The 24,918-nt window shown below is 45.1% G+C and carries 21 protein-coding genes and 1 tRNA gene; 12 read left to right on the top strand and 10 right to left on the bottom strand.

All coding sequences use genetic code 11. The features are described 5' to 3' along the window. Nucleotides 1-166: 166 nt before the first annotated feature. Genes CKK33_RS04895 through CKK33_RS04905 form a run of 3 tightly spaced genes read right to left on the bottom strand, consistent with a single transcriptional unit; the run spans nt 167 to nt 2,385 of the window. Entirely contained in the window at nt 167-370 is a 204-nt protein-coding gene (locus CKK33_RS04895; protein ID WP_095703030.1) for a hypothetical protein, read from the bottom strand. Beyond that, nucleotides 367-2,019, bottom strand: a complete 1,653-nt coding sequence (locus CKK33_RS04900) for a PspC domain-containing protein (RefSeq protein WP_095703031.1) — start codon at nt 2,017-2,019, stop codon at nt 367-369. The genes CKK33_RS04895 and CKK33_RS04900 overlap by 4 nt, the downstream gene beginning before the upstream one ends. Before the next feature lie 18 nt (nt 2,020-2,037). Continuing rightward, nucleotides 2,038-2,385, bottom strand: a complete 348-nt coding sequence (locus tag CKK33_RS04905) for a PadR family transcriptional regulator (protein ID WP_095703032.1) — start codon at nt 2,383-2,385, stop codon at nt 2,038-2,040. Between the two features lie 175 nt (nt 2,386-2,560). Between CKK33_RS04905 and CKK33_RS04910 the strand changes: the two genes are divergently transcribed. The 4 genes from CKK33_RS04910 to CKK33_RS04925 all read left to right on the top strand — a co-directional run bounded on the left by CKK33_RS04910 (nt 2,561) and on the right by CKK33_RS04925 (nt 9,183). Beyond that, entirely contained in the window at nt 2,561-5,788 is a 3,228-nt protein-coding gene (locus tag CKK33_RS04910) for a SusC/RagA family TonB-linked outer membrane protein (RefSeq protein ID WP_095703033.1), read from the top strand. Nucleotides 5,789-5,801: 13 nt separating this feature from the next. Further along, the gene (locus CKK33_RS04915; protein WP_095703034.1) at nt 5,802-7,304 is read left to right on the top strand and encodes a SusD/RagB family nutrient-binding outer membrane lipoprotein; all 1,503 of its coding nucleotides are present in this window, start codon (nt 5,802-5,804) and stop codon (nt 7,302-7,304) included. 12 nt (nt 7,305-7,316) lie between these two features. Beyond that, nucleotides 7,317-8,153 carry a BT_3987 domain-containing protein gene (locus CKK33_RS04920; protein ID WP_095703035.1) on the top strand — a complete coding sequence of 279 codons (837 nt, stop codon included), beginning with the start codon at nt 7,317-7,319 and terminating at the stop codon, nt 8,151-8,153. Between the two features lie 85 nt (nt 8,154-8,238). Continuing rightward, nucleotides 8,239-9,183, top strand: coding sequence for a hypothetical protein (locus tag CKK33_RS04925; protein ID WP_095703036.1), 945 nt, complete (start codon nt 8,239-8,241; stop codon nt 9,181-9,183). A 24-nt stretch (nt 9,184-9,207) separates the two neighbouring features. On the opposite strand, the gene CKK33_RS04930 is transcribed toward CKK33_RS04925, so the two are convergent. Both CKK33_RS04930 and CKK33_RS04935 read right to left on the bottom strand, forming a co-directional pair. Continuing rightward, entirely contained in the window at nt 9,208-9,615 is a 408-nt protein-coding gene (locus CKK33_RS04930) for a DoxX family protein (protein WP_095705754.1), read from the bottom strand. Between the two features lie 10 nt (nt 9,616-9,625). After that, on the bottom strand, nt 9,626-10,540 hold the full coding sequence (locus tag CKK33_RS04935; RefSeq protein WP_095703037.1) for an LD-carboxypeptidase: 915 nt from the start codon (nt 10,538-10,540) through the stop codon (nt 9,626-9,628). A 125-nt stretch (nt 10,541-10,665) separates the two neighbouring features. Here CKK33_RS04935 and metG point away from each other — a divergent pair, with 125 nt between their 5' ends. From metG to CKK33_RS04950, 3 genes are all read left to right on the top strand, one after another. Further along, complete coding sequence (metG, locus tag CKK33_RS04940) at nt 10,666-12,735, top strand: methionine--tRNA ligase (RefSeq protein WP_095703038.1); 2,070 nt, start codon at nt 10,666-10,668, stop codon at nt 12,733-12,735. Nucleotides 12,736-12,823: 88 nt separating this feature from the next. Further along, entirely contained in the window at nt 12,824-13,672 is an 849-nt protein-coding gene (locus CKK33_RS04945; protein ID WP_095703039.1) for a hypothetical protein, read from the top strand. A gap of 73 nt (nt 13,673-13,745) precedes the next feature. Further along, nucleotides 13,746-13,817 (top strand) — tRNA-Arg (locus CKK33_RS04950). 134 nt (nt 13,818-13,951) lie between these two features. Here the strand turns inward: CKK33_RS04950 and CKK33_RS04955 are convergent. The 3 genes from CKK33_RS04955 to CKK33_RS04965 all read right to left on the bottom strand — a co-directional run bounded on the left by CKK33_RS04955 (nt 13,952) and on the right by CKK33_RS04965 (nt 17,148). Next, nucleotides 13,952-14,794: a hypothetical protein gene (locus CKK33_RS04955; RefSeq protein WP_095703040.1), complete on the bottom strand. Its 843-nt coding sequence runs from the start codon at nt 14,792-14,794 to the stop codon at nt 13,952-13,954. 112 nt (nt 14,795-14,906) lie between these two features. Continuing rightward, nucleotides 14,907-16,388, bottom strand: coding sequence for a phage tail sheath C-terminal domain-containing protein (locus CKK33_RS04960; RefSeq protein WP_095703041.1), 1,482 nt, complete (start codon nt 16,386-16,388; stop codon nt 14,907-14,909). A 73-nt stretch (nt 16,389-16,461) separates the two neighbouring features. Continuing rightward, nucleotides 16,462-17,148, bottom strand: coding sequence for a hypothetical protein (locus tag CKK33_RS04965; protein WP_095703042.1), 687 nt, complete (start codon nt 17,146-17,148; stop codon nt 16,462-16,464). Between the two features lie 110 nt (nt 17,149-17,258). Between CKK33_RS04965 and rlmF the strand changes: the two genes are divergently transcribed. Continuing rightward, nucleotides 17,259-18,170 (top strand): 23S rRNA (adenine(1618)-N(6))-methyltransferase RlmF, encoded by a 912-nt coding sequence (rlmF, locus tag CKK33_RS04970; protein WP_095703043.1) that lies wholly within the window; start codon nt 17,259-17,261, stop codon nt 18,168-18,170. Between the two features lie 73 nt (nt 18,171-18,243). On the opposite strand, the gene CKK33_RS04975 is transcribed toward rlmF, so the two are convergent. Both CKK33_RS04975 and CKK33_RS04980 read right to left on the bottom strand, forming a co-directional pair. After that, nucleotides 18,244-19,128: a TIM barrel protein gene (locus CKK33_RS04975; protein WP_095703044.1), complete on the bottom strand. Its 885-nt coding sequence runs from the start codon at nt 19,126-19,128 to the stop codon at nt 18,244-18,246. Between the two features lie 88 nt (nt 19,129-19,216). Next, the gene (locus tag CKK33_RS04980) at nt 19,217-20,473 is read right to left on the bottom strand and encodes a DEAD/DEAH box helicase (RefSeq protein ID WP_198952442.1); all 1,257 of its coding nucleotides are present in this window, start codon (nt 20,471-20,473) and stop codon (nt 19,217-19,219) included. Nucleotides 20,474-20,610: 137 nt separating this feature from the next. Here CKK33_RS04980 and CKK33_RS04990 point away from each other — a divergent pair, with 137 nt between their 5' ends. The 4 genes from CKK33_RS04990 (at nt 20,611) to CKK33_RS05005 (ending at nt 24,917) form a co-directional block, all read left to right on the top strand. Further along, entirely contained in the window at nt 20,611-21,612 is a 1,002-nt protein-coding gene (locus CKK33_RS04990) for a hypothetical protein (RefSeq protein ID WP_143822900.1), read from the top strand. Between the two features lie 214 nt (nt 21,613-21,826). Continuing rightward, nucleotides 21,827-22,501 carry a DUF1080 domain-containing protein gene (locus tag CKK33_RS04995; protein ID WP_095705756.1) on the top strand — a complete coding sequence of 225 codons (675 nt, stop codon included), beginning with the start codon at nt 21,827-21,829 and terminating at the stop codon, nt 22,499-22,501. 35 nt (nt 22,502-22,536) lie between these two features. Beyond that, entirely contained in the window at nt 22,537-24,273 is a 1,737-nt protein-coding gene (locus tag CKK33_RS05000; protein WP_095703047.1) for a GMC oxidoreductase, read from the top strand. Between the two features lie 5 nt (nt 24,274-24,278). Beyond that, nucleotides 24,279-24,917 (top strand): gluconate 2-dehydrogenase subunit 3 family protein, encoded by a 639-nt coding sequence (locus CKK33_RS05005; protein WP_095703048.1) that lies wholly within the window; start codon nt 24,279-24,281, stop codon nt 24,915-24,917. Nucleotide 24,918 lies beyond the last annotated feature (1 nt).

Here is a 24,918-nt window from a genome sequence, read left to right on the forward strand (position 1 = left end):
TTTTGCCGGTAAAAAATTAGTGTTTGCGGTTACCCGCTTAGGTTAGATGTAGTTTAAGCTTTGTAGTTGTTTCCCATATGTTAGATACCCTCGTCGTGTTCGTCCCGGCTTGCCGGATGTTCTGTTAATAAGATGCAGGTATGGGGGTAAAGGTTACAAGAAAAGTTTAAAATTTTAATGCAGGGGCAATAAATTCAATGATCTGGGCTGGGCTAAAATATGTCGGGGCCGTGGCGGCAGGTGCCGGAGCGGCAGATGCCGGAGCCTTTATTATGGCAGGGCTTTTTACAGTGCCGCTAAGGTGAATACAAAAGGGTAATATAAGCCCGCTGAAAACCAGCAGGCTTATATATTTTATTAATGCGTTCATTTTTTAGTGGTATCAGTTTTAAGGCTGTCTGTTTTTAGCTTAGAGGGCGTTGTTACCAGCGTATCAATTTTGCACTGCAGGCCGTTATCCGTCATAATAAAATTGGCGAACGGGGCATTCTCCTGTTTGTTATCGCTTTTACAATTATAAACGCTGATGCCGTTTAACATGCCGTCCATATTGTCGTCAATAACCAGCTTGCTGTTCATCGGTATTTTCAGCGTGAGATATACCCTTTGATTGCGCCAAGGATGATCGGCGTCTTTCTGGAAGCGGCGATTAAATTTTAAAAGGTTACCGGTTTGCTCAAAGTGATAGGTGGTGCCGCGCGCGTTATCCAGGGCATCCTCGTAATCGGCACCGCGTGAGCTGAACGACTCGATGAGCACAGGCTGGGCAACATCGCTGCGCTCTACATTAATAGATACTTCAGCATCTGGCATCTCAAAATTTTCTTCATTATCATCGAGTATGATGCCGCCCTTAAAGTTTTTGATGTTATAACGAGCGCTGTCTTCGGCGGTCAGGAATTTAATATCGTTACGGGTTAAATGATAGGTACTGTCTTTTGATGGCGTAATGTTGATGGTACGGCTGTAACTGGCGCCTGACCTGAACTGGCTGCTCAATTTTACCGCATAAAATATAACCACACATAACGATACGACCCAGCATAATAGCAAGGCCGAGCCCACTGTACGGCCTATGTTCTTTGTGTTGAACACGTAGCTAAGTATGGCAAAAATAATGGCCAGGAGTGGGATAATTGCCAACAATACGGCCGATATCAGGAAAATGTTGTTAAAGGCGCTGCTGGTCATGCTGAAAGGGAAAAGATGATAAATGGTAGGATGGCCGGTAGCCAGTGCCACTATTACCGTTCCAACAATAGCGATGATGCCACCAAAGCAGGATAATAATACGAGTATGGCAATCAGTTTAAAGATGAGTTTACCGGTGGTACCTAAAAAGTTGGCGAAATGGCTAAAGAAATCGCCGGCGAAATCGCGGGTTTTGTAGATGAAGGGGCGGGCTTCGTTGCTGAAGCTGGAAAGATTGTTTCGCAAGCCGCTCATTTCCTCTTCAAAATTAGTTTTAAAGCCTTGCAGGTCCAGGCGCTGGCCTTTCATAGCCATACGGTCGGCCCGGGTAACCGCTTTGGGTACCACTATCCATAATATAATATAAAGGATAAGGCCGGTACCGCCAAAGGCAACCATTATGGCAAATAGTAAGCGCACCCATACGGCGTTAAAATCAAAGTAGTTGGCTATGCCCGAGCAAACGCCGGCTACAAGATGGTCATCCGGGTCGCGGAAAAGGCGGCGGGGCTCGCTGCCGCTGTTAAAGGCCTGTTGGCCAGCAGGGCCTGCGTTGTCTTCAACGGTTTCAAAGTCTTTAACCGAGCCCATTTGCTCAAGAACGGAATTAACATCTTGCTCCACAATTACCTGTTTGCCTTCTTTGAGTAATATCTCATTAAACATTTCGGCAATGCGGTTTTCAATGTCGGTAGTGATTTCAAGGCTGTCGGCCGATCCCATGAAGTGGCGCTGCACTTCGGTCATGTAGTTTTTAAGGATCTCGTACGCGGTTTCCTCTATATGGAAAACGATGCCGTTTATATTGATGATAATAGTTTTATTCATGATGATAGTGATGTGAGATTATTGGTTATTGGTGTTATTGCGGTTGCCTATGGATGTTTGCACGGCAAAGGCAAGTTCCTGCCAGGTGCTGTCGAGCTGTTCAAGCACTTTTCGACCTTCGTCAGAAAGTACATAATACTTGCGTGGCGGCCCGGATGTAGACTCTACCCAGTTGTAGGCAAGCAGTCCATTATTCTTCAGTCGGGTAAGCAGGGGGTAAAGCGTTCCCTCTACTACCAGTAGCCGGGCTTTCTTTAATTCAGCAATAATATCTGACGCATATATCTCACCCTTAGCTATAATAGAAAGGATGCAATACTCCAGTATGCCCTTCCTCATTTGGGTTTGTGTGTTTTCAACAATCATAATACAAAGATATATGCTTTGGAATGTATTATGCAATACATAGTACTAAATATTTTTACTTTTTTTAAAATTTTTATGAAAAAGCTTCTTTTTTCACTTTTTAATTTGATTTATTGATAACTGAACATTACTTTTATGATTAATTAACTATTAACTGATCTTATTATTAACAAACATGAAAAAACTTCTACTAGTAAGTTTGTGTTTCCTGTCGTTGTTTGTAACGCAGGTTTATGCACAAAATCGTACGATTACCGGTACAGTAGTAGCGAAGGATGACGGTCTTCCGATTCCAGGTGTTACTGTGAAGGTTAAAGGTACCACAATTGGTACTCAGACCTCTCCGTCCGGAAAGTATTCATTAAGTGTTCCGGCCAATTCCACTCTCGTGGTTTCATTTATTGGCTACAATGCACAGGAAATTAAAGTAGGCGGCAGTAGCGTGGTGAATGTTACGCTTGAGCCTTCTGTAAACCAGATAGGCGAGGTGTTGGTTACCGGCGCGCTGGGTATTAAAAAGGCAAAAAGGGAAACAGCCTTTGCCACTACCAACGTAAGTGGAAAGGATATTAACCAAACTAACGTAACCAACTTTGCAAACGGTTTAACTGCTAAGGTTGCGGGTTTGGCTATCCAAACTGTTGATAACAGTATTGACCCTAACGTAACTATCAAACTGCGTGGTAACCGTTCAATTGCGGGTAACAACAATGCGTTGATCGTTATTGACGGTATTCCTGCTCCTTACGGTGCTATTAACTCTATTAACCCTGATGACATTGCTGAAACCCAAATACTGAAAGGTGCCGGTGCGGCAGCTATCTACGGTTCTGAGGCATCAAACGGTGCGGTATTGATTACCACCAAAAGAGGTGCAAGCAACGGTAAACCCGTTATTAGCTACAACAACTCTTTCCAGCTTCAGCAGGTAGGTTTCTTCCCTAAATTCCAGAATACTTATGGTATGTATGGTGGTGAGGGCGATCCATACATCGATCCTCTAACCGGCGGCGCTTTGTATGTGCCTTACGAGAACCAGTTGTACGGACCAGCTTATGACCCAACAGGTAACACCAAAGTACAGGTAGGTTACCCTGCGGGTAGCGCTACCGGCCCAACCCTGGTTGTTCCTTACAAAGCACTTAAGAAAAACCCTATCGAATCATTCTTCAATACAGGTATTGTTGAGCAGAACGAGGTTTCGGTGCAGCAGGGAGATGCCAACAACTCTTTTTACCTTTCTGCACAGAACGTATACTCTAAAGGCGTAGTTCCGAATGATAAGAACCTGCGTACCAGCGTAAGTTCACGCGGTGCAAGAACTTTGGGTATGTTTAAAGCCGATTACTCTGTAAGCTATACTAAAACTGATGTTAGTACTTATGGTACAGGTTATAACGGATCAATACTGTATACAAACTTAATGCAGTGGCCTGCGTTCCTTGATATTAAACAGTTCAGGAACTCAAATAGCGGTACTTTCTCAAATCCGAGCGACTTTTACGACGCTTACGCGATCAATCCTTATTGGATTGTGGATAACTCAAGATACAATACTTCAAGAGATGTATTCTTGTCAAATCTGAAGTTAAGTTTAACGCCAACCAAGTGGATGGATCTGGCTTATCACGTGTCATACAATTTTGGTATCAACCAGCGTCGTTTTACCCGTAAACAGGTTACTTTTACACCTTACGGCGTAAGTGACCCTTACGGAGCGAGCAGTGTACAGGCCTCATTTAAAAATACTTTATTAGCTCCTGGTCAGGTAGAGGACGTTTATCAGTTTGGTGACGGCACCTTAAACGGATATCCGGGTGGTTATGCAAGGTTACAGGGCGATGCGACTGTTAACTTGCACCACACCTTCTTCAATGATTTTAAAACAAGCTTATTATTAGGTAATACCGTATGGCAGCAACGTTATAAAACTCAAACAACCTCAAGCAACAGCTTGTTAGTACCTGATGTTTATAACGTAGCGTTTATTGGTGGTATACCTACAGCAAGCGAGTCTGAATCAAAAATCCGCCAGATCGCATTCTTTGCTGACCTGAACATCGGTTACAAAAACTACGCGTTTTTTGAAGGTACTTTAAGAAATGACCGCGACTCAAGGCTGCCATCTAAAAATCGTTCTTTCTACTACCCATCTGGTAAACTTTCATTTGTACCAACAGACGCGTTCTCATTCATGAAAGACAACAAGGTGTTGAATTACTTGAAACTTTACGGATCATTAAGCCGTGTAGGTAATATCTCTATCGGGTCTTACCAAATCAATAACATCTACGGTGTTACCTCTGGTTTCCCTTACGGTTCTTTAGGAGGCTTATCTGCTGGTACCACTAACTATAGTCCGGATTTGAAACCTGAGCAGATCACTGAAATTGAAACAGGTTTTGAAGCGGCGTTATTCAACAGCCGTTTAAATGTAAACGCTACTTACTATAAACAAAATAGTAAAAACCAAACCCTTAGGGTTCAAACATCCGCGGCTACCGGTTATAACTTTTCATTACTTAACGTAGGTGAGGTACAATCATCAGGTTTTGAGTTCGAGGCAAACGGCGACATTTTAACTAAAGCCGCCAACAACTTTGGCTGGAGATTGGGTGGTAACTTCTCTATCAACGATTCAAAAGTTATCTCTCTGATCCCTGGTGTAAATACTTTTGACGTACTTACTTTTGGTACTGCTTCTGTATCTGCAAAAGTTGGCCAGCCATTCCCGTTATTGAGAGGTACCGATCTTAACCGTGACCCACAAGGACGTGTGATTGTAGATGCCAAAACAGGCTTACCATCTACAAACCAGGCTCCTATTGATTTCGGCAGAACAACACCTAAATATATCTTAGGCGTAACCTCTGCATGGAGTTACAAATTTGTGACCTTAAACGCGGTTGCTGAATACAGAGGTGGTTACGTGATCTATAACCAGGTAGGTAGCACCATGAACTTCGGTGGTTCATCATATGTATCCGCTTCTGCCGGTCGTTCACGTTTTATCTTCCCTAATTCAGTTATTAACACTGGTACTGCTGCCAACCCTGTGTATACGCCAAACACTTCAGTATCAATACAGGATGGTAACTACGGTTTCTGGCAGAGCTCACCGTACAACACCGCTAACTCTCCGCTGGTGTCAAGCGCGGCATTCTGGAAACTTCGTGAGGTATCATTAAACTTCGATCTTAGCCAGTTTATCAAACGCACAGGCTTTATTAAAGGCTTAAATTTTGCGTTAACCGGCCGTAACCTTGCTTTATGGAAACCAAAAAGCAACCCATGGACCGACCCAGAGTTTGCTGATACCAGCGGTAATGGCGTAGGTACTACCAGTGCGGCCCAAACCCCTGCTACACGTATTTATGGTGCAGACCTTAAAGTAACATTTTAATTAACAGACGACAATGAAAAAGAATATAATTACCATAGCTCTTTTAACGCTCGGGTTAACCGCGTGTAAAAAGGACTTCCTAAGTTTGGAAACGAACCCGAACTCGCCGTCATCAACAACCCCCCAGTTTACTTTGGCCGGAGCACTAAAAACAGCTGCGGATATCGCTATCACGAGCGGCCAGTATAACGCGTATGCAACCTGGGCAGGTCAATGGGCGCCAAGCGGTAACTATGTACCAAGTGTACCGTTACAGCAATACAACTTTGATAATACCGCTTACCAAACATGGAGCAACTTATATCAGAATGCTACCAACTTTAACAACCTGGTTAAATTTGGCACAGCCGATGCCTCATTGGCCAAATTCCAGGCTATAGGTATGATCATGAAGGTGTACGATTTCCAGCAATTGGTGGATAGCTACAACAACGTGCCTTACACAGACGCATTTAAAGCACCCGACGTACTTTTCCCTAAATATGACAACGGTGCCGATATCTACAAGGATTTGGTAACCAAATTGGATGATGCTATAAAACTGATCAACGCGAGCGGCTCGGCAACTGATCCGGGCAGTTCAGACATCATGTTCAAAGGCGACATGACCAAATGGAAAAAATTCGCGAACACCTTAAAATTACGTCTGGCCATCCGCCAAAGTAATTTAGATGGTGGTACGGCGAAAGCTGCTTTAGCTGCTACAGCAGGCGAAGGTTACATTGATGATACTTTCCAGGCTTCTTTAAACCCGGGTTACACCAATAGCGACGCTTTCGGTGGCCAGGCCAGCCCTTTCTGGAGAGTTTACGGTTTTGACCAAAATGGTAACCTGATAGGTGGCTCAAATGACTATTGGAGAGCCAACGCTTTTGAAGTTAACCTGTTAAAATCATTAAACGACGACAGGTTATCACGCATATACGCGCCGATCACTTCTGATGCATCAGGCAACACTTACACTGGTATTGTTTTTGGTTCTTCTACAGCTGCTCCAAATCCAAATACAAGCGGCATCGGCCCGGGCTTGCTTAAGTCTCCTACAATGGACGCAATTATATTATCGTCGGCACAATCATTGTTCTTACAAGCAGAAGCCGCGGCACGTGGTTACATTACCGGTGATGCCGCAACGCTTTACAACAAGGCGATAACCGCTTCTTATGTAAACTTCGGCGTGGCGAATGCAACTGCGTTAGCAACAGCATACTACACTCAGGCATCGGTTGCTTATCCTGTAGCAGGCACCTTAGATGATAAAGTGAAGGCTATCATCACTCAAAAGTACATCGCTGTTACAGGTTATGAAAGAAGCGAAGCATTCTATGAGTTTAAAAGAACAGGTTATCCTACCGGTGTTCCTCGTTCTGTGGATCCTAAAGCTTTAGGTACAACTATACCTAATCGTGTATACTATCCACAATCTGAATATTCTCAAAATGCTAACCAGGTAGCCACTCAAGGAAAGATCGATATTTTTTCATCACAAATATTCTGGGCCAAGAAAAGCAATTAATTATACATTGACATGAAAAGAAATCTTAAAATCAAATCATATATCATGCTCGGGGTAACGGCTCTCTTAGGCCTTAGCTCATGTTTAAAAGACAGCAGATATATTGATTTCAGCAAAAATGAGCCATTGGTTGAGTTTCCTCTGGCCGCTAACGCGGGAGTATTACAGTCCGCAGCTTTTGATATCAGCAATAACCCAAGCAACCTGCAGGTAGCGGTAAATGTTGCTTCTCCTGCTCCGTTAACATCTGCATTAGATGTTACTGTGGGTGTTCAGAATCAAGCCGCGCTGGATGCTTTTAATACAGCGAATGGTACAACTTATACTTTGCTGCCAGCTGCCGCTTATTCTTTACCTGCTAAAGTAACTGTACCTGCCAATCAACGTATTGGTATATTAAATGTTACTATCAACAGCAGTAAGATAGACCCATCTGGTAATTATGCCCTGCCATTGATCATTACTGATGCCAGCGGCAAAAAAATCAGTAATTACAACACCATCGTTTACGGCGTTTCGGTAAAGAACCAGTATGACGGTGTTTACACCAGTACAGGTACAAGGGTTCACCCAACTTTAGGTCCGTTCCCTTTCAACTACACTGTAACTATGTCTACAGCAGGTGCTACTTCAATTACCGGTGGTGCTTTGGCCGACTTACGTTCAGATCTGAAAATTACAGTTAACGCTGATAATTCAGTTTCTCTGTCAAGTAATGCTCAGCCAAGTGTTACGTTAACTCCGGGTGGTGTTAACAAGTATGACCCAGCAACCAAAACATTCACGCTGACTTATTACTACAACACTGCAGCTCCGCGTACCATTACGCAGGTATTGAAGAAACAGTAAATAATTAACTTAAATAATTAAATAAGCCGCCTCGTAATTAAACTATGAGGCGGCTTTTTTGTCTAAATACTAAAATTATCACACTATGAAAACATCTATCATTCTTTTTTCGGGCTTGTTAATTTCTTTATCAGCTGCTGCTCAAAAGTCAGTATTAGTAAAAGGTAATATCGTTGATAAACAAAGCCAAGGTGTGCCCTACGCCTTTGTAAGATCAATAGGAAGTACCAATGCTGTTTATGCTGATTCTACCGGAGCTTTCTCCATTAAGGCCGACCCCTCTTCTAAATTGCAGGTGAGCGTAAATAACCAGGTGGTTAAAACTGTACCTGCAAACCAAGGTAACATTACGCTCGATATAGATGCATCTGCCTTGCCTAAAGCCTCAGCAGGTTCTGACAAAGGCATTTTTAGTGTACACAAAGATGCAGCGACAACACGTTTCGCCGGCGTTATCAGTACACAGTCAAAAGAGGTAAAGGGTAAGCGGTTTGTATCAGAAAATTGGCTGAGGGGCTATGTTGTAGATAAACAGGATTCTGTACTAAGCGATGCCGGCTATTACTTCAATTATGATATGCTGGATGGTGATATGGTTTATACTACAGACAAAAATAATGTAAGCAAAATTGCCAAAGACGAGTACAAAAAGATCGTATTATTTGATAATGCCGGTAAGCAATACGCTTTTGCTTATGTACCCTCTATAGACAATTCACATTTTGTTATGGTGGTTGCCGACGGTAAAAAGTATAAAGTATATAAGAAAATGTATGTTAAGTTTGTTAAAGCTACTTTCCAAACAAATGGTATTGCTTCAACCGGTAACAATTATGATGAATACCAGGAGGATGACACCTATTTTCTTGTAAAGGACGGAGCCGCGCCTCTAAAGCTTAATTTAAAGAAGAAAGCCCTTAAAGAAGCATTTGGATTAACCGATGATCAATTAAATAAATATATGCCGTCATCGAATAAGATAGATGATGCTTATGTTGACGAGCTGGTTGCGAAAATAGAAGGTAATTAAAAAAATAGGCTAAAGAAATTTAGCCTATTTTTTATCCACACTATATCTTCCCGGGCCAATAAACAATAAACCCGCAAATATGAGCGCGTCGTCAATAGCGTGAGAGGCGCCCATGAGGCCGTCGCCGCTGCCGAGGTGGCTGGCTGCCGCTACGATCATGTTAATGATGAGTAGCAAACATACCGGGCGAAAGACTAACCCTACAATTAATAAAAAGCCACCGAGCGCTTCAACAATGGCTGCCATAAAACCCCAGAATACCGGCGCAAAGGTAATGCCCACATATTTGGTTGCCGAGCCTATCTCGCCCCATAAATGAGGGCCGCCCATCAGTTTAGGGTAGCCATGATAGATAAACATGGCGCCGAGGCCAACACGGGTAATAAGTAAGCCAAAATCTTTATACTGGTTTAATTTGCTTAGGTATGCCATGGTATATGGTTTAGTAATTAATGATCGTTTGGTTTTCCTGCACATCTAAATATACGGATTGCCCCAATATTAAACTGCAGTTATTGGAAATATGCCCGGCTGGGAAATCAAAGCACACCGGGTAATGATAGTCTTTTACTATATCCATCACTATTTCGGGGAGCGTTTGCCCGAAGGGGATGTCGTTATCTTTCAAATCAGTAAACCCGCCGATGATGAACCCAGCTAAATGCTCCAGCTTACCCGCTCTTTTAAGGCAGCGCAGCATACGGTCAACCGCGTATAGGTACTCGCCAACATCTTCCAGGAATAGTATTTTACCTGTGTAATCCACATCGCTCGCCGAGCCGGATATAGCTACCATTAACGACAGGTTGCCACCAACCAATATGCCGTTGGCTTTGCCCTGGCGGTTACAGGTGTTTGCCGGCAACGTGTATCTTAACTCCTCACCAAATAAGGCCATCCTGAGGGTTTCCAGCGAGTATTTGGAAGCATCGGGAATGTTGAGGGGCATTTGCCCGTGTATGCAAGCGATACCATAGTTGCTAATGATATGCGCGTGCAGCAGCGTAATGTCACTAAAGCCGATGAGCCATTTGGGCTTGTCCGTTAACCCGCCGAAGTTGACCAGGTCAACCATGCGGATGGTGCCATAACCACCGCGTGCGCAAATGATGGCCTTTATGCTGTCATCGTCAATAAAACGTTGCAGATCTGCGGTCCTGAAAGCGTCATCCCCTGCAAACTGGTGATAGGACGCGTTTACAGTATCGCCGAGTACCACCTCAAGGCCCCAGCTGGTAAGGAGTTGTGCGGCATCCGTCATGGGGATGGGCAACTTTTTAGCCGGGCAGGTAATGGCTACCTTGTCGCCTTTTTTTAAATATGGGGGTATAATGGTCGGCAATCCGTTAGTCGGCATAAGTCCGTAAGATTAGGATAAGATCAAAAAAGCATATTCTGTCATCCGGTCTTACAGACTTCCCGTCTTTCCGGACTTTCTGACTTAAAAGATTTATCTTTGCAAATTAATAAACATCCGCATTAATGTCGCAACTTAACAAATATAAACGCTTTACCATTACATCCGCGCTGCCTTATGCCAACGGGCCTTTGCATATAGGTCACCTGGCCGGCGCCTACCTCCCTGCCGATATTTTTGTGCGCTACCTGCGGGTGCTGAAGAAAGACGTAGTATACATTTGCGGCTCTGATGAGCATGGTGCCGCCATTACCATAAAAGCCAAAAAAGAGGGGACAACACCACAGGCTATTATTGATAAATACCATAAGCAAATAAAGGATAGCTTTGAGGAGTTTGGTGTGTCGTTCGATATTTACCACCGCACGTCATCGGCTATCCATCACGATCTGTCGCAGGAGTTTTTCCTGAACCTGTACGAGAAGGGCGAGTTTGTAGAAAAGTTCTCGGAGCAATACTATGATGAAGACTTTGACCAGTTCCTGGCTGATCGTTACATTACCGGTACCTGCCCCGTTTGCAGCAACGACCGCGCTTATGGCGATCAGTGCGAAAACTGCGGAACATCACTCAACCCTACCGACCTCATCAACCCGGTATCTACCTTAAGCGGAAAAGCACCTGTATTAAAGCCTACCAAACACTGGTACCTGCCGTTAGACAAATATCAGCCCTGGCTCGAAAAATGGATAGACGAGAAAGAAGGGGAGTGGAAGGTAAACGTGTTTGGGCAGTGCCGCTCATGGCTCAAATCGGGTTTGCAACCCCGCTCCATGACCCGCGACCTCGACTGGGGGATTGACGTGCCGCTTGAAGAAGCTAAAGGCAAAAAGCTATATGTTTGGATGGACGCGCCTATAGGCTATATCTCTGCTACCAAGCAATGGGCTATTGATAACCAGAAGGACTGGCAGCAGTACTGGAAAAAACAGGCGGATGATGCCGATGATACCTGCCTCATCCATTTCATAGGTAAGGATAACATTGTGTTCCACTGTATCATCTTCCCGGCGATATTGAAGGCGCATGGCGAATACGTGTTGCCGCAAAATGTGCCGGCGAACGAGTTCCTGAACCTGGAGGGCGATAAACTCTCTACCTCGCGTAACCATGCGGTATGGCTGCACGAGTACCTGGAAGAATTTCCGGGTAAGCAGGATGAACTGCGCTATGTGCTTACCTCTATATTACCTGAAACGGCCGACAGCGAGTTTACCTGGAAGGATTACCAAGCCCGCGTAAATAACGAATTGGTAGCCATATTAGGCAACTATGTTAACCGGGTAATGATACTGATGCATAAGTTTTTTGACGGCAAGGTAGAAAGCGAAGGTGGCAATATAACATTTACCGATAGCGAACTGAACGCGGAGGTTGGCCGGTACTACGATGAGTTGGGCAAAAACCTCGAAAGTTACCGTTTCCGCCAGGCCTTACAGAATGTAATGGATATGGCCCGTTTGGGTAACCGTTATTTAACTGAACAGGAGCCCTGGAAATCCATTAAAACCGATGCAGCAGCGGCTAAAAATGCCCTGCACAACAGCCTGGTATTGATAGGCCATCTAGCTACCTGCCTGCAGCCATTTCTGCCGCGCACCGCCGAAAAGATTTTTGGTATGCTTAACGTTGCCCCGGTAGCGTTTGATGAAGAAATTACCTTTGCCAACGGCCACCAATTGAATGCCTCCTCGTTACTGTTTGAGAAAATTGAGGATGAGGCCATAGAAAAGCAGGTGCAAAAACTGGCAGACAAAAAAGCTGCTGCAGCCGCGGCGCCTAAGCTGGCACCGGTTGCTCCGGCCAAGGCTAATATCAGTTTTGATGATTTTTCGGGTATGGATATCCGCACGGGTACTATCCTTACCGCCGAAAAGGTGGCCAAAACCAAAAAACTGTTAAAGCTCACTATTGATACCGGTATAGACCAGCGCACCGTAGTATCGGGCATTGCCGAGCACTACGAGCCGGAAGCGATCATTGGGCAGCAGGTGAGCATATTAGTTAACCTGGAGCCTCGCGAAATAAAAGGTATTATGTCGCAGGGGATGATCCTGATGGCCGAGAATGCCGAAGGTAAGCTATGTTTTGTATCGCCTACAGGCGCCATGCCGAACGGATCGGTTATCCGATAGATTTTTTCTGCAAAAAAGTAATATAGCGTTAAACTTAAGCTAAGGGTTAAAGTCATAGCTTTAAACAAAAACTTTAACCTATTTCATAATGAAAAAGCTTTTACTCCCCGCTGTATTACTTTTTACTATCGCGTTGGCTTCCTGCAGCCGTTACCAGGTAAACGTGATCAGTAGTACCAATTCGCGCCAAAACCAGGAATCGGGCGATTTTGAGTTTGAGAACGATTCTGTAAAAATATCTTATTCCTTTTACGGCAGCGATGCCCCGGTACAAGTTACCGTATATAACAAGCTGGATAAGCCGCAGTATGTAGACTGGCAAAAGTCGGCGGTAATTGTGGGTAATGAAGCTATCAGTTACACGCCTGATAAAATAAATATCAACGGCAACGTCGCCGCTCAAACCAATACTTATAAAGCATTTAGTACGCCGGTTACCGGTACGCCGTCGTATACGTCGGGTAATATCAATGCCGTAGCCAGCCTGCCACAATCAACAACATTTTTGCCGCCGCATACGCAAAGTACGATGGCTACCGTGCGCCTGGCCAATGGCTTTTTGCCGGTGCCTGATAGCGCTTATAAGAAAGTGCGTATGCTGCATAGTGGCTACGATCCTAACGGCTTTACTAAAGTAAACACCGCGTACTTTGAGCAGGTTAATTCTCCGCTGGCCTTTAAAAGCTATTTAACCTTTTATACGGTTGATGGTAGCCAGACCAGCCCGGTAGTATATCAGCAAAGTTTTTATGTATCTAAAACGTTTACCACGCTTATGTCGCCCACAAATTTCGCGGGCTTTGAACAAAAACGAGGCTATTATTTTGTAACCTCAAAAGCTACGGGATATGCCAAAACCATGACGGTGGTTGGCGCGGCAGCCCTTATAGGCGGCGCGGCGGCCGTTGCTGATAAAAACCACGAGGGCAGTAGATAAATAGCCGTTTAAAAATTTAAAGGGTAATTGCGGGGCTCATGTAAAATTTGCACATTTGCATTTCCAAATTACTGGCCCTGTAGTTCAACGGATAGAATAGAAGTTTCCTAAACTTTAGATATGAGTTCGATTCTCGTCGGGGCTACTGAAATAGCCGCCTTTATGTTATGTAGAGGCGGCTATTGTATTTATAGGTTTAGCTATGTACGTATAATTTACTTCAGGCTAAATTATACGAGAATTAGTATTCATGTGAATTATTATTTTTGAGAGATTTACTCATAATGTCGGGGTATAACTAAATTGGTCTGGTATATCGTCCAGTTTTTTTTGTATAATTTTGTATTCTTCTTTGGTTAAATTTGGCGATAAATCTTGGTGGATTTTACCTTTTTCTGCATCCCATATTTCTAAACCAGATAAGATTTCATTTTTGACTTTCACTAAAATCAACTTTTCGATAACAGTCCGATTGCGAGTTTTAATCTGAATGCTATAAGATGCATCAGTGTCGTTAATAACGTAGCTATTGGGATAAACTGTTTCTTTTGCCATGTTCGGCAGCATCCAGCGCATTACCTCCGCAGCCCTTACATCATCATTCCTAACATAATCGACATTATCATTTGGTCTTCTGTAAAATTTGGAACTAAGTTTCTTGTAGTCAGTAATAATTACTAACAGGTCAAAAATTGGATGCTTGTTCTTATTATGTAAATCGAATGCTAATGCCGAATTACCATTCCCTACATCTCTCAATTCTCTTGGTATTACAATAGGATATCCATCACCGCCAGTAACATTAAGCGTAATGAACTTAGCCTGATTTGAAAGGTCTTTATTAAGAGCTATAATTTGATCCGTCTGTTTTGCAAGTGCATCTTGCTGTTCCTGTATTTGTTTATAGCTTTTTGAAAGATTTGAATTTAATTGAATATTGTCATTTTGTACAGATGTGAGTTGAGTTCGTAATCGTAAGTTTTCTTGCTTTGTTGTGTCAATTATATCAGCCTTGTCTTGTGCGGATCCACGGGTTTGAGCAATCGATAAAAGAATTCCACCTACGCCACCCATAAATATTAAGAAAAGAGAAATATTTTGTAATGTGAACATCTTCATCATTTAGGTTTAGATTACATACGAATATACCTTTGAAATAAAGCAATTTACAAAAGTAACGCGTCAGTTTTAGTAACTACTTTTAAACAAATCCGAGACGTTGTATTAAGCTTAATTAGAATTTCTGCATTTGTTGCTGAAAAGTGATCACGATAAACTCTGCCGGCCTTACAACAGCTAATTTAACCACAACCAGCATTTTACCATCAAGGACATCTGTCGGGGTCATGGTTGTGCCTAAACCGATTTGGACGTCAAAAGCATCCTCGGGAGCGGCACCGGCCAACGCGCCTTGTTTCCAAAGGTTGGTCAGGAAGTTAACGATCATGGTTTTAACGGTTACCCAGGTGTTTTCGTTATTAGGTTCAAATACATAAGCGCGGCAGCCCAGCTTAATGGATTCTTCCAGCATCATCATCGTACGCCGAACATTGATATAGCGCCAATCCTGGCTATTACCATCCAAAGTGCGGGCTCCCCAAACCAGTGTACCCATACCTACGAAAGAGCGGATCACGTTGATAGATTTACCTGAAACGGCATCTACATTAAGCTGTTCTTGCTCATCATTTGATATGTTGATAGCCGGCGCGTTCACCATTTTTAGCGCTACGTTTGCAGGGGCTTTCCATACCCCGCGGGTTTTATCTACCATGGTATAAATACCCGCCATAGCGCCACTTGGCGGCAACACGTTTTCTCTATTCAGCAGCTCATTCAAAAGTTTTACATAGGTATTGCTGGCAGTTTTTAAAGAAAGGTGAAAGTTTTTCTTATCGCCGTCGGTTGGTTGGGCTATCGCTTTAAATTGTGTTATTATTTCTCTGGCTGCGCTTTCGGGTAATAATTTGGCAAGATCAACGCTGACATCAATATTTTCAAAACTGATTTCATCAGGCTGTATTACGGTAGTTTTTAACCAGGGATAATAAGCGGCGCCATAGTTAAGCCCATAGTTACCGATCTGATCTCTGAAAGCCGCCACGATCTGCTCTGTTGAGGCAGCTGGCGACTGTTTTACCAGGTCGAATATGCCGAAGCGGCTTTGCGTTTCGGCACAATGCTGCAGAACAGCGGTGTAGATTTGGTTGTAGCAGGCTTCGCCAAGGGCAATAGCGTCCGGGATAACCACCAGTGTTGGCTCCTGCTCTCGCTTAAGCACATCTATAGCGCTCACGATATCAGCAGCGTTTATTGCAATGCCCTCCGGTTTATCTTCATACGTACCAACAGACAGAATGTAAGCCACGCCGCCACCATTAGCGTAAAAAAGACGGATGGAATTATACAGATAAAAGGTGTGGTTATCCGCTATATTTAATAGCTTCCTTTTGCCGTCCATTGTAAAAGCGTCCTTGTCGGCATCGGTGGCATCTGCAATGGTATACCTGGGTTTAAAGCCTGCGCCGAAATAAGCCACGTATTGTGCCAGTGAGGTGATACGCACAGGTTGCCTTAGCACCGGGTAGCCATTGCTTACAGCTTTAGCGGTATAGCCAATAAAAACCGGTACATCCGTAGCCACCGCGATCATTGAGCTGGGAAAGCTGTTCTTTTCTTCTATATAAACACCCGGGGTGGTATAAGCTTTTGCCATGATTTTGTGATTGGGTTTAGGTAAGTATTGGTAAAGGATTTATGTGATGTTTGAATATTCGTAAAAGTCTACCTCACTTCGTTCTTATCGCAAACTTTGCGTGCTGTTCATCTACAGGCGACATCCATTTGATCTGCCCGCGTTTCAAGGCATCATTAAGCTGGTTGGCAGCGACTATCTTATCGTCAACCCTCACTTTGTCGTCTGCTGAATTGAGTTTGATCCAGCCGCTATTGCTTAGCAGGTAGGCGGCATCATCCAGTTGTATAAATACCTTTTGGTTACCCTGGCGGGCATGGGCAAGCTGGGTTTCCAGCACGCGACTTTCTCTCACCTTAATAAAACCCTGCAAAACCTGCTCGTAGGTGATGCCATTGCCTTTATCGCCCAATGAGGAAAACGCGGGCGCGGCACCTAACTTTTGCTGTAAACCAAAGTACATGAGGCTCGCAGCGCCATTGGACAGGTTACCCCAGTGTTCGGTTTGCGTAAAGGCTTTGTAGCCGCTTTTTACTACCCGAAGTTTAAAGCGGATATCGCTAGGTTTGTTATAGTTAATGCTGATGTGATAATACCCTTCTGTATTGGTGCTGCCGATCAGTCGGTGTGTTTCATCGTCATAAATATCGGCGGTGGATATAGGGTTAAGCGTTTGGCTGTCCACCACCAGTCCGGCAAGTTGGATGGTTCTGGCCTGGGCGCTTAAATGCAGCAGGCTGGTACAGATCAGTAACAGCAGGCCGATAGCTTTCTTTGTCATATCAGGAGGGATTGAGGTTTAATGGCCTAATTTAAGCAATAGCCCGGTTTGGTGGGCATACATTTACATTTTATTCCGCTAATTTTGCAGGATAGTAAGCCCTTGAGCACATGAACGACAAACCCGCAACGCCCGCCGATAAGAAAAGTACCCTGCATCCCCGAAATCCGCATACTGGGCGGTATGATCTGGACGCGCTGGCGAAAGCCTCGCCCGCATTGGCTGCCTACCTTTTTGTGAATGAGCACGGGCTCAAAACTATCGACTTTACCGATAATGAAGCTGTAAAGGCACTCAATAAAGCCATCCTAAAACAGCAATACGGCATCAGTGAGTGGGATATACCCAAGGGTTTCCTGTGCCCGCCCATACCCGGCCGGGCCGATTATATCCATTATATAGCCGATGTGCTGGCAGGCGATAATGGTGGCGTGGTACCCACGGGCAATAATGTAAAAGTGTTGGATGTTGGCGTTGGCGCCAACTGCATTTACCCGCTTATAGGGCATAAGAGCTATGGCTGGAGCTTTGTGGGCAGCGAGGTGGATTACGTTGCCGTCGGTTCGGCACGGAAGATAGTGGAGGCGAATAATTTAGGCGGAGCTATAGAAATACGTACGCAAAGTTCTTACGAGCATATCTTTTCGGGAATTATTAAACCCGGTGAACGTTTTGATATCACTATGTGCAACCCGCCGTTCCATGCCTCGGCCAAGGAGGTAAATGCCAGCGCGCAGCGCAAATGGAAAAACCTGCAGCAGGATAAAGGCGCTGAGCTGAATTTTGGCGGCCGCAATACCGAACTATGGTGCGAGGGCGGCGAGCCCCGTTTCCTGAATAAACTGATCACGGAAAGCAAGCAGTTTGCCCGCTCATGCAAATGGTTTACTTCGCTTATCTCCCAGAAACGCACGTTGGATGGCTGCTATAAATCGTTGGATTACCATAAGGCTGCAGAGGTAAAAACCATTACCATGTCGCAGGGACAAAAAACCAGCCGCATACTGGTATGGCGCTTTTAATGCTATCTCCCAATAAATAAAAAAGCCGGAAGCTGAAAGCTACCGGCCTCATTATAAGTGTTCAATCAATAGTTTACACGTGGAAGCCCTGGGCTTTAATGTAGTTGTAGCTTTTGGTAATGCTTACAAACGGGTCGCCGGGGCAAATATCCTGCTCGTTAAAGAAGTATTTTAAGCCTGCGGTTTTAGCATGGGCAAATATGTTCTTGAAAGGGATAACGCCATTGCCTACCTCGGTAAACATTTGTTTAGGCGTGTTATCCATATCTTTCACATGCCATAGAGGGAAACGGCCCGGATGTTTCTTGAACATCGCGATCGGGTCCTGCTTGGCGCGGTACATCCAGTAAATATCCATTTCCATTTTTACCAGTTCGGGGTCCGTAGCGGTTAGCAATACATCATACGGGTATTTGCCATCCTGTGAAGCAAACTCAAAATCGTGGTTATGGTAACACAATTGTATGCCTGCTTTTTTGGCAACTTCACCTGCTTTATTCAGTTTTTCGGCGGTTTCTTTATAGTGGTCAAGCGTTCCGCGTTCAGCATCGAGCAGGTAAGCGCACACCATGTATTTGAGGCCAACGGCAGCGGCGTCGTCAACGGCTTTTTGCCAGTCGTTGCTAATAGTGCCTTTAACGTTAGGCATGCCCTCGCCCAGCATGTAGTGACCGCTTGGCATAATGAGGCCGTTATCGCTCAATACTTTTTTAAACTCGGCCGGTTCCATTCCGTAGAATTTCTCAGTGCCGGTATAGGTAGCCCCCTCAACAGAGTTAAAGCCTACTTTAGCTACCCTGGCTAACGCGGCAACCGGGTCTTTGGCCATGGCGTCGCGTACGGTATACAACTGCAGGCCTATATACCTGTTCTTTTTGGCGGCAAACAATTCAGGCGCCATAAGCAAACCAGCCGATAGCATGGCACTGCTTTTCAGGAACGAACGTCTTGATGTCATTATTTAGTTTTATTGGTTGTGTAAATGTAACGCATTGGCGTTTTAAAACAAATAGACGCCGCAAAAATTAAATGGTTTAACTATAGCCTTAAGCGCTTTTGTTATCGCCACCAGCAGGCCTGGTATGTTTCTTTTTACCATACCTGCGGTCGTTACGCCGTCCACCTTTTTTATGGTCGCCGCCACTGCGTTCGGGCCGATCTTCCTTCACTGGCGCAATGCCTTTAATGTCTTCGGGCAGTTCCTTCTCGTTAATGGGCCGCTCAATAAGTTGCTCAATGGTTTTTAAACGGCGTAGGTCGCGATTGTTTACAAAGGTAATGGCTGTGCCGGTTGTGGCGGCACGGGCAGTACGGCCAATGCGGTGTACATAATCTTCAGGGTCGGGTGGTACATCGTAGTTCACTACCAAGTCAATCCCTTCCACATCGATCCCGCGCGACAGCGCATCGGTACCAATAATTACCGGCAGCTGCCTGTTCTTAAAGCGGAGCAATATTTCCTCGCGTTCTTTTTGCTCCAGATCCGAGTGGAACGCCGCGGTATTTACATGGGCCGCTTTCAACTCCTTGTAAAGAGATTTTACGATCTCCTTACGCGAAGCGAAAACAATGGCGCTTTGATAGCCCTGTTTAAGGATATGTTTAAGTAGCGGCGTTTTTTGCTGGTCGTGCAGGCGGTAGATCTGCTGGTCGATACCGGCGGCAGGCTGCGAAATAGCTATATTTATTTGCTGTGGGTTATGCAATATGGCATTGGCCAGTTTGCGTATGCGTTGCGGCATAGTAGCCGAGAAAAGTAAGGTTTGGCGTTTTTTAGGCAGATAGCCTACAATACGCATAATATCATCATGGAAACCCATGTCCAGCATGCGGTCGGCTTCGTCCAGCACCAGGTGGGTGATGTGGTTAAGCTTTAATACACCCGAGGTAAGGTGCGCTATCAGGCGGCCGGGAGTGGCAATAAGTATATTTACATTGTTTTGTATACCCCGGCGTTGCTGCTCGTAAGCCATGCCGTCGCCGCCGCCAAACACGGCCTGCGAGCTCACGCCCGAAAAATACGCCAGGCCCTCTACCTGCTGGTCTATCTGCTGGGCCAGTTCGCGGGTAGGCGCCAATACCAGCGCGGTGGTATGGTGGTTGTGGGTTTTGCAAATATTATCTAAAACCGGCAGCAGGTACGATGCCGTTTTGCCTGTGCCTGTTTGCGCGCAGGCAATCAGGTCGTCGCCATTCATAATGGCGGGGATGGCTAATGATTGTATAGGGGTGGGGGTATTATACCCCATGCTTAAAACACCTTCTAAAAGCTGTTCGTCGAAATTAAAATCCTGAAATGTCACTATATTGTTAAACGTATGCCTGCAAGGTACTAAATTTTATGCTTTTGCGGCGGTGCAGTACAACTATGTTACAGTAAGCTTTATTTTTGGCGCATACAAACAGATAATTAAACCGGCAAGCGGCGCAACACCTTCATATGATAAAACTCTTACGTATTTACCTGATATTTTTTTTGCCGGTGATGTTTTATCCGGCGTTGGCCGCAAAAGCAGCTGATATACCTGCCGACACTTCCATCGTAGCTCCGCGTGTCGACAGCTTAAAAATTGCCAAACGCATCATTAACCGCGATTTTAACAAGATCTATACACAAAACCTCGCCCCGGCATTTTTTGGGCAGGAGTTTTTTCAGCCGCATAAGACTTTGCTGGTTGGCGATATCAATACCCACTTTGTATTGCTCAATTCGCCGCGCTCACGTTTCTTTTTTGATGTTTCGGCCAGGGTGAAGGTGAGGCTGCTTAAACAATATGGCAACCCGGTAAAATCGCCCAGCTATATGCCCAGCGCTAATTTGTATTACCGTTTAAATGATGATGCTTACCATCCGCAATATTTGTCGGCCTCCTATACCCACCATTCAAACGGTATCCGCGGGCCATCCGTGGAGCCCGATGGCAGTATAAATGTAGACAGCGGCAAGTTCAGTACGGATTTTGTGCAGCTAAATTATACCCTCGGTAAACGGCTCGACGGGCCAAACACCATCCTGAGCCAGTTCGGTACGCTGGGTATTGAACTGCACCGCACGCTTTTTAACAGTAACGGCGGCGGTGCGTCGCTCGGTCTGCCGGGCAGGTATGGGTTTGTGCGGGTGAATGGTACTTACGTCTATAATCTGGCTAAACGTTACCAGGATGATATTGAGCCCAATAAATCAGACTTCAGAAACTGGCAAAGGCTACAATTTGATTTTACCTACATCGCCGGGAAAACGCCTTATAGCGCTGCCGACCTGGGAAGGCGGCTCAATGCCAGCTTAAAATATTACTACCAGTTTCCGTTTATGCATGCTGCCGCATTTGTGGTAGGGGCAGGCTACCGCGGGCAGGACGATTATAACATCTATTTCCAGGACCATTACTTTTATATGCAATTGGGTATCGCTTCGGGGCTGAATTTTCTGTTCAGCAAGTGATCTTTAGTTTGCAGCAGGCGGTTAGCAGTTTGCAGGACGGTAAAAACCCCATGTTTTTAAGAAGCAGACGCGCATTTAGACAAAATCTAAACTGTAAAAATTTTGATTGACAAAATGCGTTTTCATGGCATCCGGCAAAATAAATGTTAGCTTTACCCTCATTAAAATATAAACCGGCGGCTATACCATGCGCCGCTACAATCTGCATTTGAACATGAAAAAACTAATCTTGAGCACTCTTGCTGTAGCAGCGTTACAGTATGCAACGTTTGCGCAGGCAAAAAAAGGCTGGCATAATTTGTTTGACGGCAAAACCACCAACGGCTGGCATGCCTATCTTAAACAAGAGGCGGGCCCATGGAGTGTGGTTGACGGCGCCTTACAATTAGACCCGAAAGCACCTAACCAGGCCGACCTGGTTACTGATGGCGAATACGAAAACTATGAGCTTTCCCTGGATTGGAAAATTGCAGAAGGCGGCAACAGCGGTATCATTTTCGGTGTGCATGAAGATCCTGCATTGGGTGCTACCTACCTGTCTGGTATAGAAATGCAGGTGCTGGACAACCAAAAAGCCGAAGATAACAAGAAAGCCAACCACCTGGCGGGCTCGTTATATGATATGAAAGCCGCTCCGGCTGATGCTGCAAAACCTGCCGGGCAGTGGAACGCGGTGAAGATACGCAAGGATAAAGGCCACCTTACTTTCTGGCTGAACGGTAAAGAAGTAATTAACGTACAAATGGGCAGCCCGGAGTGGGAAGAATTACTAAATAACAGTAAATTTAAAACCTGGAAAGATTTCGCGAAATATCCTAAGGGACACATCGCTTTACAATCACACGGTGCTATAGTGGCTTATAAAAACATTAAATTAAAAGAGTTATAATTATCCTGCATTTAAATTTATAGTTCGACATATAAATGGAAGATATACAAATTAAAAAAACCGGTACCGTTTATGACGCTATTGTTGTAGGCTCGGGTGCCGGTGGGGGTATGGCCGGTTACGTTTTGGCACATGCCGGGTTAAAGGTACTGATGCTGGAAGCCGGTGCTTACTTTGACCCTAAAACAGATTCGCAGCAGCTGAAATGGGCATGGGAATCGGCCCGCCGCGGCGCTGGTACTACACGCCCCTTCGGCGATTTTGATGCCGCTTACGGTGGCTGGGAGCTGGATGGCGAGCCTTATACCACTAAAGACGGTACCGAATTCTCATGGTTCCGTGCGCGTATGCTGGGCGGCCGTACCAATCACTGGGGCCGTATCTCATTACGTATGGGGCCTGATGACTTTAAGCCTAAAGATGGTTTAACCGACCCGTGGCCTATTACCTATAACGACCTTAAACCTTTTTATGATAAGGTTGACCGCATGATAGGTGTTTACGGCACCGTTGAAAATATTGAGAGCGAACCTGACGGTATATTTTTACCACCGCCAAAACCACGCTTAAATGAGTTATTTATTAAGCAGGGCGCAACCAAGGCGGGTGTTAAAGTAATTACCGGCCGTGGTTCGGTGTTAACTGAGGCTTTGAAAGATAATAAAGACCGTGGCGCTTGTTTCTTTTGCGGGCAATGCGGCCGCAGCTGTAAAGTTTACGGCGACTTCTCTGCATCATCATGTCTGGTTATCCCGGCGTTAAAAACAGGCAATCTGAAATTGATTACCAACGCTATGGTGCGTGAGGTATTAACTGATAAGGAAGGCAAAGCTACCGGCGTATCATACGTTAACCGTGAGGATATGCAGGAATACCAGGTAAACGCCAAAATAGTTATCCTGGGAGCCAGCGCGGGCGAGTCTGCACGTTTATTGCTTAACTCCAAATCTTCGGCGCATCCCGGTGGTTTGGCTAACAGCAGTGGTGTTGTTGGTAAATATATTCATGATAGTACAGGCTCTGGCGCGGGTGGTTTCCTTCCGCAGTTGATGGATCGTAAACGCTATAATGAAGATGGTGTAGGTAGCGTGCACATCTACTCACCATGGTGGTTAGATAACAAGAAACTGAACTTCCCGCGTGGTTACCACATTGAATACGGTGGCGGTATGCACATGCCATCATACGGTTTTGGCTGGGGCATACAGGATATGAACGGCGCTGTACCGGGCCGCGATGGTAAAAAGAAACCGGGTGGTGGCTACGGGGCGTCGCTAAAAGATGATTACCGCCGTTTCTACGGTACACAGGTGGGCATGGCCGGCCGTGGTACCGCTATTGCCCGTGCGGATAACTATTGCGAAATAGACCCGGATGGTGTAGTTGATAAATATGGTATCCCGGTACTGCGTTTCCATTATAAATGGACCAACGACGAGATCAACCAGGCCAAGCACATGCAGGAAACCTTTGAAGAGATCTTACATAATATGGGTGCCATTTATGGCAAAATGCAGGGCCCCGAAACCAATTATGGTTTAGAGGCTCCGGGTAAGATCATCCATGAGGTAGGTACCGTACGTATGGGCGACGATCCAAAAAAATCGGCCCTAAACAAATATTGCCAGGCGCATGATTGTAACAACCTGTTTGTGGTTGATGCCGCTCCGTTTGTTCAGCAAGGCGATAAAAACGCTACCTGGACTATCCTGGCGCTGAGCATGCGTACTGCCGAATACATTTTATCACAACGTAAAAAACTAAACGTATAAGCCTTATGAACAGAAGAGAATCCCTTAAAGCCATAGGTTTAGGAACCCTTACTACCGGGTTTTTAGTTGGCGTTGGCTGCAAAACCGGCGACAAGAAAGAACCTGAAACGGCAGAGGCCGGCAAGCAGGAAGCGGTGCCGGGCCGCCAGCCGGAAGAGGTAGAGCGTGAAAATAAACTAAAAGCCGAAAAATATTTTGATGAGCATGAGATGGCTACCATCACCGTGCTTGCTGATCTGATTATCCCTAAGGATGAACACTCAGGCAGCGCATCTGACGCTAAAGTGCCGGAGTTTATAGAGTTTATTGTGAAGGATATCCCATCACATAAATTGCCTATGCGCGGTGGTTTAAAATGGATAGATATTTATTGCCTTAACCACTACGGTAACCCGTTTATCAAATGCAGCGCTAAACAACAAACCGAGCTACTTGACCAGATCGCTTACCCTTATGTTGCCAAGCCAGAAATGGCACAGGGTGTAAAGTTCTTTAGCCTGATGCGCGACCTTACAGCATCCGGTTTCTGGAGCAGTGAGATGGGTACCAAGGACATTGGTTACGCGGGTAACGCGCCTAACAAATGGACAGGCGTACCTGCCGACGTTTTAAAGCAATACGGCATGGAAAACGTAAAAATATAAT

The organism is Mucilaginibacter sp. MD40 (assembly GCF_002288635.1).
Lineage (GTDB): Bacteria > Bacteroidota > Bacteroidia > Sphingobacteriales > Sphingobacteriaceae > Mucilaginibacter.